Here is a 14,462-nt window from a genome sequence, read left to right on the forward strand (position 1 = left end):
GTTTCTTAGTCGATAGTCCACCAAATGTTTGATGCTCTTGGATATATCATCTAGCTTTAAACTCAAGTATATTTCGTGTGTAGAGGGTACTAGCGGTTTGTCTAGTTTTGAGGGAGTTTTGTATCATTTGTTACAATATGCTCACATTCGAGATAATTGCGTTTTGCTTGAAAATATAAGCTTTAAATATTGTGTGTTATTTTAAAAAGTATTATAATAGAACATAGTCAAAAAATTGATTACATACTAATAGTCAGTTGTTTTTTGGTGCTTGTGAAGTGAGTAGGAAGGGCTTATTAGAAACCGAAAGCTTTTCAAGCCTTTAAGTTAATCTCGACTGGATTGCTGCTTATTCATCCATAATAATTCTTTTGGCTTGGAGGTAGTTCCTTTTGTCTAAGTATAATAAAAAGGATGATTAAATAGAGATTTATAACTAAAAAGCTCTCAGTTGTAGTTGAGCTTCTGATAGAAATTTTAATTAGGCAGTAGTGTATATGGAAAGAATTTTCAGAGTATTAATAATACTGAAAAAGGAAGGTAAAAAATGTAATGAGACATTCATTGAGAAAAAGTTCGTTTAAATTTTTATTGTATTCAAGTACTCTAGTTGCAGGATTAGCGAATCCAGCTGGATCATTGGCAACGATAATTCAATCGAGCAATCATTCAGTAGAAAAGAGTCAACAAAGTGATTACCAGTCTGCTTTAGATGAGTATAATCGAGCAAAAGCAGAGTATGAAATGACATTGGGCAAGTACAATACAGCTTTGTCTGTCTACGATACAGCCAAAGTGGATGCCGACAAAAAACGTGAGAATGCAGAAAAACTCAAAAAAGAATACGATGCGTTAAAAGTTGACTACGAAATAAAATTGGCAGAATTTAAAGCAATCGAAGAAGTTTATGAAAAAGAACGTATAGCTTATGAAATGAGTAAAAATGATTATGAATTGAATGCAACAAACTATGAGCAAGAAAAGACTGCCTATGAAACTGAAAAAGAAGCTTACTTATTAATCAAAATGGCGTACGATCAATCAAAGGTAACTTATGAGTCAGCTGTGACTGAATATGAGGCGGCCAAAGATTTGGTGTTAGAGGAAAGAAATCAGTATGAAGAGCTACGCAAACAGTATGAGATGAAGCTTGAGGTATACAAGAATGCAGTAACTGTTTATGAAACATTAAAAACGTCTTATAATGAAGCCAAAGTTTTATATACAAGTAATTTAGCGAATTATGAAACACAGAAGCAAGCTTACGAGAATATTCTACATATTTATGAGAGTCAAAAAGCAAAGCATGAAGAGGCGGCTACTGAATTTAATTTGGCAATAACTACATATAATGAATTAAAAATGGAAGTAGAAGCTGCACGAATAGCCTATGAAAGTGAAAGAACTATTTATGACGAAGCATTAAAGGAGTACGAGGCAGTTGTAGCAGCTTACGAAAAAGATAAAGAAAACTATTTAACTGAAAAGACAAGCTATGAAGCGGAGTTATCACAATTAGTAACAACAAGCACTAGCTATGAACAGAAACTGGTTGAATATGATCAAATCAAAGCTAATTATTTAGAGAGTAAGGCAGCTTACGAAGCCGCAATGACGAACTATGAGGCGTTAAACAAAAAAGTCTCTGAACAAGCGAATAAGTATCAAGAAGAACAAGTGGCGTATGAATTAGCTAAACAAAACTATGAGAGTAAAGCAGCCGTTTATGCAGAAAATACATTGACTTATAATCAGCAAAAGAGTAGTTATGATGCGCAGCTCAAGACATATGAGGCAGAATTATCTACTTATAATGCTCAACGTGTGAAAATAGAGGCAATGCTCAAACAATATGAAGAAGGAACAACTGAATATGAGACAGCATTAGCTGCTTATAATGAACTTATACAGCAGTACAATGAAACAAAAGCAACTTATGAGACGGTGAAACAACAATTAACCGAGTTGACTACACAGTATGAAAGTGTAACAGCCGAATATACTATTGTAGACACTGAGTATCAAGCAGTGTTAGTCTCTTATGAAGCAACTAAAGCTCAATATGAGGCACTGGTGACAGAACAGGAGCAACAGCGGAAGACATATCAAGGCCTTGAAAATACCTATCAAGAAATTAGTGTAACCTATATGGAAATACTAGAAGACTATGAAATGATCCAATCAGCTTATCAAGCGGTAGTAACAGAAAAGGTAGCGGTCGAAAAGCGGATTCAGCAGTTACTTTCAGTTTATGAAAGTATCCAAGCTTCTTATGAGCAAGCAGAGTTGGACTTTGCAAAAATCAAGCAACGCTACGAGGAAGTCAATACTAGCTATGAAGCAGTTAATTCCGTTTATGAAGTAGCTAGGAGCGAGTACGAACGCTTATTTTTGATAAATCAGGAGCTAGATTTACAGTTAAGTCAATTGCAAACTGAATATGCCCGTGTATCAGAAGAATTTTCTGCACTAACGCTAATTCTCCAAGCCAGCCAACAAGAATACACAGCGCTTGAAGATCAATATAATGAAGCCAAAAGTCATTATGAGATACTGAAACCCCAGATTGAATTACTTGATATGGAACGTTTGGAAGCAGAAAGTATGTATGTCAGTGTGCAGCAAACTATTGATGAGCTAGCAGCGATTCAAGAGCAACGAAAAATGGATTATGAGGCTTTAGCAGCTTTTTATGTGAGTGTCAAAGAACAATACACACAGGTGCATGATCAATATATACTACTAACAGGGAAATTTACAGAAATCAGTTTGACTTATACAGCTCATGAGGCACAATATAAAGCGGTCACTGCGAGGTATAATCAAGCTCAAGAATTATTGACAGTTCTGGATGGAAAACAGATTGAAATTCAGTCTAACTACACAGTAGCACATCAAGCATGGAAAGTGGCAGATGAATCTTATGACACGGCGAAGAGCTTATTAGATGATTTAGAGATGGAACGAATAGCTGTGATGGCAGAATATCAAACATTGAGTAGAGCTTATGCACTTGCTGAAAAAGAATATGAAGCGGCTATAGCAGCCTATGAAACAACGCACAACGCGTATATTTCTGCGGCTCAAGCTAAAGAAACCATCAATCAGGCAATACTTGAGATGGAAGCAGTTCTTGAGGCTTTTCCAACTAGTCAGATAACGCAGGAAAATGTTGCTAATATTCTGCCAGCAATAGATGAATGGCAGAATATGTATGATGCAGCAAAACGTTCCTTGGACGTAGCTTATGCGCAATCATGGCCGATGATTGAGGCGTACGAGACTGCAAATAATGAGTACAATAAAAAATCATTTGTTACAACACCTTTGGCAGAAGTTTATAGTCCGGCTGGATTTGGAGATAACTTAGTTTCTTATATTAAAGGAGTTGAGGCAATCACAAAAGAAAACGTGACTAAAGCAAAAGCATATGAAAAATATTATCAAGCCTATGTTAGTTATCTGAGTGATTATGATACTTACCGTGAGGGATGGGCAGAAGGAAATGCTGGCGATAAAGAAAATAAATTACATCTTGAATGGCAAGCAGTGATTAATTCTGTACATATTCAAAGTCCTCAATACGATTTGTTGGGATATACGGTTGAACAATTGAAAGAAATGAAGACTGTAGCTGAATTTGAAGCATTTATTGCTACTTATGATAGTAAAAGTCTAGCAGCTCTTGAAAATATTGTGAATTATACAAATACACATATTAAAGAAGTCGACGAAGAATGGACAAAGGCTCAAGCAGCTTTAAAAGCTGAAATCAGTGCTTTTGAAGAGGCGACAGGTATTCAAGTAAACAGTATTTTTGTTGATAAAATGTTGACAGCTAATTCGTTAGAAATTCATAATCAATTAGAATCAGCCTACCTAAAAAATACGGAGTATCTTAAAAACTCAGTTTCATTCTATAAAAATTATGCGGGAATTGTCAGTGTTTATGATTGGATTACTGTTTATAATAACCGATTTACAAAATCGGATGGGGAGTTGAGTGGGCAACCGTTTTCTGATATTATTATGTTGCCAGGTTTTGTACCGAAGCTTGATACGCTGAAATTGGGGCAGTTAGAGGTCTATGAGATTGCTGAATTAAAACTTACCAATCTTTCAGCTATGCCAGAGAGCCCAGCTGACGTGCCTGAGCTTATTCAACCAATGCCAGTCACATCTGTTCCGACGCATTCAATTACTTTGATAGAACCAACGACCAAGTCTGAATTTCTTGTGACCGGTATCACAGATATTGAAGCGCCGGTTATGAGTAATCAAGAGGTCAGTGCTCCCGTAGAAACTATTGAACGACTTACACAAGCGCCCGAGATTGAAGAAGTAGAGCGAGAAACAAACACAGCTATTGAAAGTGTGGGACCTAGTGCACCGACGGATCTGAATGAGCTAACGAATGTGGAAGAGCTTTCTCCAGTGGAACAGCCAATTGCAGTAGAAACTGCACCTGAAATCGTAGTACCTACGTTACCTGATCAAGTAGCTCCGGAAGGAATTAATCCTACAACACCACCAGTTAGCGAAGAGATAGAAATTTCGGAAGTGACTAGCCCAGAGAAGCCTAAAGAGATAATTATCGGGGAACAACCAATCGCACCAATCATCGATGTAGATGAACCAGTGAAGCCAACACCGGATCCAGAACCGAAACCTGATCCGAAGCCAACACCGGATCCAGAACCGAGACCTGATCCGAAGCCAACACCGGATCCAGAACCGAAACCTGATCCGAAGCCAACACCGGATCCAGAACCGAAACCTGATCCGAAGCCAACACCGGATCCAGAACCGAAACCTGATCCGAAGCCAACACCGGATCCAGAACCGAAACCTGATCCGAAGCCAACACCGGATCCAGAACCGAAACCCGATCCGAAGCCAACACCGGATCCAGAACCGAAACCTGATCCGAAGCCAACATCGGATTCAGAACTGAAACCAGCACCAACGGAAAGCCTCAATAAACCATCGGATGATGAACACTCAGCACCGACAACAAGAGCTGAGAGAAGAGCTTTGCCAAAAACAGGATCAAACGACACAACTAGTACACAAGGAATTGGTTTTGCTATGGCTGGCGTAGCCACTTCATTGATGTTTTGGAGAAAAAAAGGGAAGCATGTTCGAAAAAATAAATAAGTATGAAAGGTTTGTTCGACAATACTCACTAGTAGGAATTTTTAGGATGTTTGGAGACGAATACTTTAAATGCTAAAAAGAATGAGACCATCTCGTCATCAGTTATAGGATAGACGAGGTGGTCTCATTTCTATGTTTAATTGGTTCGTGTTAAAATGATTTTTGTGATGGTCGTTAAAACTTGTTTTGTTTGTTGTTCATTTTCTGGTAAAGAGTCAATAGCAATCAAAGCTTTTGAAGTATAAAGTTTGGCTAAGTCTTGAGCCTTCTCTACTCCTTGTAGTTCATGAACAAGAGAGAAGACTTTTTTTGTATCTTTCTCAGTCATTTTTTCTTTTTTTTCAAGGTAGAAAAGGAGCTGCTGTTTATCTTTTTGTAGTGCATACAAAAGAGGTAAGGAGTAGACGCCTTGTCGAACATCTTCTAACACAGGCTTACCTATTTCTTGTCTATTTTGCGTGTAATCAAGAATGTCATCGATTATTTGAAAGGCAATGCCGATATTCAGGCCGATTTCACCACATTTCTGTGAAAAACGTCGATTCATTCCGCTTTCGTAGGCTCCGACAGAACAGCTTAGCGCAAAAAGTTCAGCAGTTTTTCCAGAAATATTTTCTAGATATTGATCGACTGTCCCCTCAAAGTTATAGCGACTTTCCATCTGACCTAGTTCACCACTTAGAATTTTTTCCATACTACGTGAATTTAGCTGTAAGCTTTTTAAAGAACTTGAGTAATCAGCTAAGAGTTTAAAACAACAAACAAGAAGGTAATCTCCAGCGTAAACAGCTACATCATTTCCAAAAGTAGAACGAATAGTCGGCAGTCCGCGCCTTATGTCTGCATCGTCAACGACATCATCATGCAGTAAAGTTGCGGTGTGTAGCATCTCGATAGAAGCAGCTAAAGACATGGCTTTTTTACGATCTTGTTCTGGACCGAATTGTGAAAAGAGCAGCTGATAAGCTGGGCGCAGCATTTTTCCACCCGAGTGAATCATTTCGAGAACGGCTTTTTCTACCGCTTTGTTTTTTAAGTTAATTGAATTTTCCATCAAATTCAAAGTTGTTGTTAACTCTTTGGATATTGAAGGATAGGGTTTCCATATAGGATGAAGTTTCATAGCGGACTCCTTGTTTACAACAATTATTTTTTCGAATCGAGTAGGCGCCATTTGTGACGGCTGTTTTTTTCATAGTTTAATTGGAATCTTCGCAAAGTTTGGACGTGAGTGAGCAAATAATTAGCAGCAATCCCAATGGCTATCCCGGACAGTAGACCAATGACAGATAGGATGGGTAAGTAAAGCATAATCGTCCACGATTGAGCGATAAAAGAGGCCGTGACTAATTGTCCGACATTATGCATAAATCCACCCGTTGCACTAATTCCAATGATGCTGACGCGTTTTGGTCCGAGTAGTTTGACTAGAAGCATTCCCAAATAACTTAACAGAGCGCCACTCATACTATATAAGAAGGTTGAGAGTGTACCACCTAATAGGGTCGTTAAAATTAGTCTCATCCAAACTAGTAAAAAGCTCTCTTTTTTTGGCATTGTAAAAATCGCAATGATTGTAATCAAATTTGCTAAGCCAAGCTTGGCACCTGGAGCGAAAGCAAAGGGATAGGGAATCATGTTTTCGACTAAACCGATAACAACTCCTTGAGCAACGAGTAAAGCAATATAGATGTTTTTTTGTAATTGGCTCATAAGCTATAGTAGCGCTAATAAATTAGGCTACCCTCATCACTCCCATCTGAAGTCTGAATTTCAATGACCAATTTATGAGGTAAGCAGACACGCGTTTCACCATTCTTTTGTGCCCAACCTTGTCGAACGCAAATTTGGTCGCCACAGTTTGCTTCCTTGATACGAATCTTTCCATCACTTATCTCAAGAATATTATAATCGCCATCTTCATCCTTATAAGTGTAGGTATAGGTTTTTTGACCTTCGTAAAGGTCAAAGGTTTTGATCTCTTCTCCATCTACTCGAAGAACAGCTTGCTTAGTCACCGTGGCTTCTGCTGTTTGCTGTAGCCCAAAAATAATTAAAGGGACAAAAGAGACAAGAATGAGTCCTGTAATAATTACAATATCCCATGGCTTTAGGCGGCTTTTTATAATAAATTCACGCCACTTCATTCGCGCTGCTCCTTTCCATACTATAGATTTTAAAGACTGTCCTAATTTTATCACAAGAAGAAAAGAAAGTCCTAGGGTTCACCTAGAACTTTCCTTGATTGAAAGGTTATTTTTGTCCGTATAGTGACTTGGCTGTACCATACCGCAATTTACCTAATGTGCGTTGTAACCATGGGATTACCCAACGGTCTAAACCAACCGCACGCCCAGAGCCATTCATTAAAGCAAAGGCTACGAAGATAAACCAAATATTTACCCAATAGAACATACCAGACATACAGAAAGTGATTACTAATACAATCGTTGTCGCACTAGATAACCAAGTAAACAAACCAGCAATTAAAGCTAAAGCTAAAGCAATTTCAAAGAATACCATGAATTTTTGGAAGAACATTGCCACATCATTGTTTGGCATAATAAACTGCATAATTTTTGTAAACCAATTTGGTGATTTTTCGATAACGACCATTGGCTGTTCACCATAGGCATAACTTAAACCAAAATGGGCAGCTTGGGCAGCAGCTTCACCTGCACCAGATGTTGCGGCATCAGCGGCACCAGAAGCGGCACTTGCAGCATCCGTTGCAGTTGATGCTGCTTCAGATGCGCCAGAAGCGGCATCTGCTACATTGTAACCCCAAGTCCAAGGGAATACGCTGTCGCCTTTGAACCAAGAACCATCACCAAACCAAGTACTTGGTTTGAATAACTCGCCGTCACCGATAATTTTCTTACCTGATTCAACTAACCAAACCAATCCATAGAAGACACGTAATGGAACACTCCATAAGACGTTTCCGTAGCGTGAAGAATGGCCACGAGCGACATTACGATCATCTTTGATATGGAAGAATTCATGCATGATATATTGGAACATGTAGTAACCAGAACGAATATCAAAGAAATACTTCAGGTTGACGATGTGTTTCATAACAATAGCTAAGAAGCCACTTAAATGAATTTTATCAAATAGATTCGCTACGCCCCATTTAGAACCGACAGAAACCATAAAGCCTTGATAGTTGCTCTTAAATTTATGTTTGTCGCCCCCTTTAATAGAAGAAACAATATTTGCAGCTGCGGTATGAGCGGTTTGCTCAGCAGCTTGAACGATTTGCGGAGTTGGTGTATTAGGGAATTCTTCGTAGTACACTAAATCTCCAATTACATAAATATTTTTGTCTTCATATCCTTTTGCTTGCATATACTCATTAGCGATTAAACGTTGTCCTCGTGCAGCCTCTAATCCAAAATCAGCAGCATCCGAAGTAGCTTTTACTCCAGCTGTCCAGATAAGCGTATGAGTAGGAACGCTTGAACCATCTTTTAACTTGATATGATCAGGTGCCACTTCAACGATTGGCGAATTAACTAGTAATTTCACATTCTTTTTCTCTAAGTAACGTTCTGCTTTTGCTGCATCGTTACGAGTTAGCATATTAAGAATGGTTGGTACAGCTTCAACAACCATTAATGTAAATTCACTAGGATCTAACTTGCTGTCTTTAGCTAAACGGTCTTTCCAGTCGATAAGCTCGCCAATCATTTCAATTCCAGTGAAGCCAGAACCACAGACAACAAAAGTTAACATTGCTTTACGAACTTCTGGATCAGGTTCAATTGCAGCTTTTGCAACGGTCTCTTCGATGTGTTCACGAATCTTAAGCGCATCTTCAAAAGACCAAAGAGTGAAGCCATTTTCTTTTACGCCAGGTGTACCAAAATCATTTGGTTCGCCACCCATACCTAATATTACATGATCAAATGGATATTGCCCATTTTTCGTAGTTACGACTTTGTTTTCTTTGTCTATACCAATCACAGTGTCAGTAACAAGATTCACGTTTTTTTGACGTGAGAATAAGTGCTGTAAATCATACTGAATGGCAGTGGGCTCAACGCGTCCCCCTGCAATCTCATGTAGTTCAGTCATCATAGTGTGGTAAGAATGACGATCAATTAAAGTAATTTGAACATCACTGTCTTTTTTCAGCTTTTTTGCCAAGAATTTCGTTGCTGAAACGCCGGCATACCCTGCACCTACAACGACAATATTTTGCTTTGTCATTGAAAATCCGCTCCTTAATAGTAAAATAGATAATTATTACACAATCTATTATATTATATAGAGAGAATAAGATTTTGTCTAATGCTTACACTCAATTTTCATGAAAAAACGAACATTTATTAATTCTTACTCAGAAACTAATTGAATTTGTGAAGTTTTTTTCATAAATGATTGACTTATTAATCGAAATAGTTAAAATGTATATTGTATCACAAACCATTTTTGTGAAAAAACAAAGGAAAAGGTGGAAGAAAAAATGAAATCAAGAAAATTTGTGACAGGATTCGCGATGTTGGCGTTATCTGTATTAGTTTTAGGAGCTTGTAGCTCAGATGGCGATAAGAAAGATTCTTCTTCAAGTGAATCATCTGCTGCATCTGCAAGTTCAGAAAGCTCAGCAACTGAAGCATCTTCTGAGGCTAAAGTTGTCGCTGGCGGGCCTTTACAAGATGGTACGTACAAATTAGAAGAAAAAAATTACTCAAATGACTACCGTGCAGTCTTCAGTATTACGGTAAAAGACGGAAAAATCGCTAAATCTGAATATGATAACGTTAATAAAGATGGCAAATCAAAAACAGAAGATGCTGACTACAACAAGATGATGGACGAAAAAGCGGGGACAAGTCCTGAGAAATTTATTCCTAAGTTTAATGAAGAATTAGAAAAAGCGCAAAGTCCTCAAGGGATTGAAGTAGTGACTGGCGCGACTCATTCATTTGAATCATTCCAAAACTATGCGCAACAATTAATCCAAGCAGCTCAAGCTGGCAACACAGAAACAATTGAAATCGATAATGGTGCGGACTTGAAAGATGGTACGTATACTTTAGAAGAAAAGAACTACTCAAATAATTACCGTGCGAAATTTGTGATGACTGTTGAAGGCGGAAAAGTAACAAAATCTGAATATGACAACATCGACAAAGATGGTAAATCAAAACAAAAAGATGCTGACTACAACAAAATGATGGGTGATAAAGGAAGCACAAATCCTGAAAAATTCATTCCAGAATTGAATGATAATTTTGTCAAAGCAATGAACGGAGAAGAACCTTCACCAGCGAACATCGAAGTCGTAACTGGTGCAACTCACAGCTCACATTCATTCATTATCTACGCTGAGCAATTAGTAAATGCCGCTGAAAAAGGCGACACTGCGACAATCGAAGTAGATAACATTGTAACTGAATAATTAGTGAATTAACGAAATAGTTTTCATTTCTGTGGCAAAACAATCCTTTTGCCACAGATTTTTTTTGCAGTTTTTGACAACTGCTGGTAAGGGAGAGTCCCTATTTATCTGTCTGTTCATTTTGCCTACACTTACTGGTTGTTTTAGAAAACTTTGTGAAATGCTTGGAATCTGTAGTTGTCAGTAAAAATGAAAGCAAATTTAGAAGTAAGGAAGAGTTTGTGAAAAAATGAGCGTTTATTCGAGTGAAGTACTTTTCAAGTGAAGGAAAACGCGCTATTATATAGAAGTTGTATTGATTTACTTTTTGAAAAGAGGGAATTTATGAAAAAGAAACAGATCGTATACCTATTGTTTGCGATGGTAGCTGTCGTTTTGTTAGCTGCTTGTAGCCAAGATAAAAAAGAAGCGTCGCCAAAAATCAATAGTGATCCGTATTCAGATGAACAGTTTCTATTAGGGACTTACGTGCGTATTCGCGTATATGATGATGGAAAAGAAAGCGCGCTGGCACCTGCTTTTAAACGAGTGAAGGAGCTAGGTGATAAGATTACGATTAATCAAACCGGCTCAGAAATAGATGAAATTAATGCCCAAGCCGGAATCAAACCGGTTAAAGTGACAGAGGATATGTATGGCTTATTGAAACAAGCTTATATGTACAGTGAGGAATCCGATGCAGGGTTTAACATGACTATTGGAGCAATTACGCAATTATGGCGCATTGGGTTTGACGATGCTAGAAAACCAGCACAGTCAGAAATAGATGAAGGGTTAAAACATATTGACTATAGTAAAGTGAAATTTGATGATAAGAACCAAACCGTTTATTTAGAAGAAAAAGGCATGATTATTGATCTGGGTGCTATTGCTAAGGGGTACATTACAGATGAAGTGGTCAAAGTGTTGAAAAAAGAAGGCGTGACAACCGCGATTATTGATTTGGGTGGGAATGTTTATGTTTTAGGTCATAGTCCTCGAGGCAAGGATGAACCTTGGACAGTTGGGATTCAAGATCCAAATTCTCCGAGAGGTTCCGTGTTAGGAAGTATCAAGGAAACTAACAAAACGTTGGTAACTTCAGGAATCTATGAACGTTATTTGGAAGTTGATGGAAAAAAATATCATCATATCTTCGACTCAAAAACAGGCTATCCCTATGATAATGATGTAGCGAGTGTGACGGTTATTACAGATAAATCAATTGATGGCGACGGATTAACAACGGTCATTTTTGATAAAGGGGTCAAAGCTGGATTAGATTATATCGAACAAAAGACCGATAAAGGAACCAATGCTATTTTTGTGACTAAAGAAGGTAAAGTTTACGTGACGGATGCCATTAAAGATGAGTTCAAGTTAGATGCTAACTCAGATTACACGATGGGTGACCGTAGCGAGTTGAAATAAAGGGGCGAGAAAATGTCAGTTAAGGTGTTTTTAGAGGTTGTTGAAATTCGGACAAAAGTCGCAAGTGTTTTTCCCTTTGTCGTGGGCTTACTTTTTTCAATGACCTATTTTAAGCAGGTTCAGTGGGGATATACCGCGCTGTTTTTTATCGGTATGCTTATTTTTGATTTAGCGACAACGGCCATCAACAATTATATGGATTTCCAAAAAGCACATTCTGACGTTTATAAATATGAAGAGAACGTCATTGGTCGAGAAAAGATTTCTCCACTGCTCGTTCGTAATATGATTATAGGAATGATTCTTTTTGTTCTTTGCATCGGCCTTGTTTTGACTTATCTTACAGGATGGTTATTACTCATTATGGGTGGTGTGTGTTGTTTTATCGGCATATTCTACACGTTTGGTCCTGTTCCATTGTCAAGAATGCCTTTAGGTGAAATATTCAGTGGTGTGACCATGGGGCTTGGAATCTTTGCTATGACGGTTTACTTAAATACAGCTGACAAAAAAATCTTTTATTTGGCTGTTGATTTTGGTACGGGCTTATTCGCTCTACAAGGAAGTATTTGGGCTGTTTTAGCAGTTTTTGTAGCTTCGTTACCGTTGATTTTTACGATTGCTAATATCATGTTAGCTAACAATCTACGTGACCTGGATCGTGATATTGAAAATCGACGGTATACATTGGTTTATTATATTGGTCGGCCACATGGGATCGTGCTGTTTCAATTATTGATGCTAAGCTGCTATTTGATTATGGCGTTGGGCGTTTTGGTGGGATTGTACGAATGGCCAATCCTGCTGACCTTCTTGACGTTGCCGAAAATTCTCAAAAACTTGAAAGAGTACAAAGAAGTCTTGCCTCAGCCACGTAGCTTTGGGTATGCCATCAAAAATATGGTTTTGTTTAATGGTAGTTATGTTGCTGGTTTACTGTTGACCTTTGTTTGGCAAAAAGTAAGGTAAAAAGGGTTTAGAAAATAAAGCTCAAACGTGCTAAGCTGACCGATAATGAAAGTAATCAAAGTCTAATCTCCAAGATGAATGGCTAGTTTCAAAGGACAGACTTGACTCTATACTAGTTTCAAAAATAGTGTTGGTAGAAGGTTTTCAAATCTTCCACCAACACTATTTTTTACTGAATCGTTTGTAAGCTTATTTCCCCAGAGGACAGGGTGATGGTTTGCTGTCCGACTTGGACGACGAGTTCGCCTAGGTCGGTAATAGCCGTTGCGATGCCTGTATATTTTTGGTCTTTTTGGACGAACGAAACAGTTTTCCCTAAGACATAGGATTTTTTGCGATAGGTCTCTAAGTAGCTGACATCTGGCAACCGATCTAAATGATAAAAGAATCGTTGCCAAATTTTTGCGATAAGCTCATTTCGAGTAATCGTTGCTTGTCCATCGGGAAATAGAGACGAAGCTTTTTCTTTTAATTCAGCTGGGAAGTTTTCTTGTGGTAGAGAAAAATTGAGACCCATACCGATAATAATGTGTGCGATGTGACCACTTTCAAAATCACTGATTGCTTCAGATAAAATCCCACAAATTTTTTTGCCATTTAAATAAATATCATTGACCCATTTGATTTCTGTAGAGACTCCCACCAGTGAATCGATGGCTTCTGCAACAGCAACAGCGGCAAGAACGGTGTATTGGGGAAGCTCTTCAAACGAGCGATTAGGGCTTAAAAGTAAGCTCATGTAAATACCACGTCCTTGTTCAGCGTAAAACGGGCGACCAAAGCGTCCTTTTGGTTGTTCTTGCATATCGGCAACAAATAGACTCGGTCCGCGTTGGCCGTCAATTGCGGCATACTTAGCCACCTTCATTGTGGATTCAGAGGTTGATGCAACATCAATAGAAAGTGTAGGTAGCTGTTGAGAAAGCTCTTCTTTTGAAAGGACATCAGAAGGCAGATAACGATAGCCAATTGCTTGGTGTTCAAAGTGATAGCCTGCTTTCTCTAGTTCCTTTATGGCTTTCCAAATAGCCGTTCTAGAGACGCCAAGTTCTTGCGCAATTTTTTCGCCACTTAAAGCAGTGGAGGTCTCTTTTAATAAGGCTAAGACACGATTTTTAGTTGACATTTGGATTCCTCATTTCATTTATTACTTCTAGTGTAGCAAAGATAAAGAGAATTATCAGCAAAGAATACATCCTTGGACGGAGTTTTTTTTTCTAAGAAAAGGTATAATTAAGTCATAAGAGAGGGGCGATGAAAATGGAGAAAAAACAATATGTTTGTGAGAAATGTGGAAATCAGCATTATATTTCGGATCAATTTCAAGCGACTGGTGGAAACTTTGCAAAAATCTTTGACGTCCAAAACAAAAAATTTATCACGGTTAGTTGTACGCAGTGTGGCTTTACTGAGTTATATCAAAGCCGAACAAGTGATGGGTGGAACGTCTTAGACTTTTTAATGGGCGGTTAATCCTGACAAATGGACAAAGTGAGGGGAAGAAGCGAGTATCGCC

General features: G+C 38.3%; 10 protein-coding genes. 5 read left to right on the forward strand and 5 right to left on the reverse strand.

Annotation, left to right across the window (positions count from 1 at the left end):
• Nucleotides 1-552: 552 nt before the first annotated feature.
• Nucleotides 553-5,157, forward strand: a complete 4,605-nt coding sequence (locus tag IGI37_RS01525) for an LPXTG cell wall anchor domain-containing protein (RefSeq protein WP_438759645.1) — start codon at nt 553-555, stop codon at nt 5,155-5,157.
• Between the two features lie 136 nt (nt 5,158-5,293).
• Here IGI37_RS01525 and IGI37_RS01530 read toward each other — a convergent pair whose 3' ends face one another.
• The 4 genes from IGI37_RS01530 to IGI37_RS01545 form a co-directional block, all read right to left on the reverse strand.
• Nucleotides 5,294-6,280, reverse strand: a complete 987-nt coding sequence (locus tag IGI37_RS01530) for a polyprenyl synthetase family protein (RefSeq protein WP_438759646.1) — start codon at nt 6,278-6,280, stop codon at nt 5,294-5,296.
• Between the two features lie 23 nt (nt 6,281-6,303).
• Nucleotides 6,304-6,870, reverse strand: coding sequence for a Gx transporter family protein (locus IGI37_RS01535; RefSeq protein WP_438759647.1), 567 nt, complete (start codon nt 6,868-6,870; stop codon nt 6,304-6,306).
• Nucleotides 6,871-6,884: 14 nt separating this feature from the next.
• On the reverse strand, nt 6,885-7,304 hold the full coding sequence (locus IGI37_RS01540; RefSeq protein WP_438759648.1) for a NusG domain II-containing protein: 420 nt from the start codon (nt 7,302-7,304) through the stop codon (nt 6,885-6,887).
• A 106-nt stretch (nt 7,305-7,410) separates the two neighbouring features.
• Nucleotides 7,411-9,372, reverse strand: coding sequence for an NAD(P)/FAD-dependent oxidoreductase (locus IGI37_RS01545; RefSeq protein ID WP_438759649.1), 1,962 nt, complete (start codon nt 9,370-9,372; stop codon nt 7,411-7,413).
• Between the two features lie 256 nt (nt 9,373-9,628).
• Here IGI37_RS01545 and pplA point away from each other — a divergent pair, with 256 nt between their 5' ends.
• The 3 genes from pplA (at nt 9,629) to menA (ending at nt 12,946) form a co-directional block, all read left to right on the forward strand.
• On the forward strand, nt 9,629-10,567 hold the full coding sequence (gene pplA / locus IGI37_RS01550; RefSeq protein WP_438759650.1) for an extracellular electron transfer flavoprotein PplA: 939 nt from the start codon (nt 9,629-9,631) through the stop codon (nt 10,565-10,567).
• 324 nt (nt 10,568-10,891) lie between these two features.
• Nucleotides 10,892-11,977 (forward strand): FAD:protein FMN transferase, encoded by a 1,086-nt coding sequence (locus IGI37_RS01555; protein ID WP_438759651.1) that lies wholly within the window; start codon nt 10,892-10,894, stop codon nt 11,975-11,977.
• Nucleotides 11,978-11,989: 12 nt separating this feature from the next.
• Nucleotides 11,990-12,946, forward strand: a complete 957-nt coding sequence (gene menA / locus IGI37_RS01560; RefSeq protein WP_438759652.1) for a 1,4-dihydroxy-2-naphthoate polyprenyltransferase — start codon at nt 11,990-11,992, stop codon at nt 12,944-12,946.
• Between the two features lie 169 nt (nt 12,947-13,115).
• Here menA and IGI37_RS01565 read toward each other — a convergent pair whose 3' ends face one another.
• Nucleotides 13,116-14,072, reverse strand: a complete 957-nt coding sequence (locus IGI37_RS01565; protein ID WP_438759653.1) for a biotin--[acetyl-CoA-carboxylase] ligase — start codon at nt 14,070-14,072, stop codon at nt 13,116-13,118.
• 134 nt (nt 14,073-14,206) lie between these two features.
• Between IGI37_RS01565 and IGI37_RS01570 the strand changes: the two genes are divergently transcribed.
• Nucleotides 14,207-14,419, forward strand: coding sequence for a zinc ribbon domain-containing protein (locus IGI37_RS01570; protein WP_438759654.1), 213 nt, complete (start codon nt 14,207-14,209; stop codon nt 14,417-14,419).
• The last annotated feature ends 43 nt before the right edge of the window (nt 14,420-14,462 follow it).

Source organism: Enterococcus sp. AZ194, from assembly GCF_051713825.1.
GTDB lineage: Bacteria > Bacillota > Bacilli > Lactobacillales > Enterococcaceae > Enterococcus_K.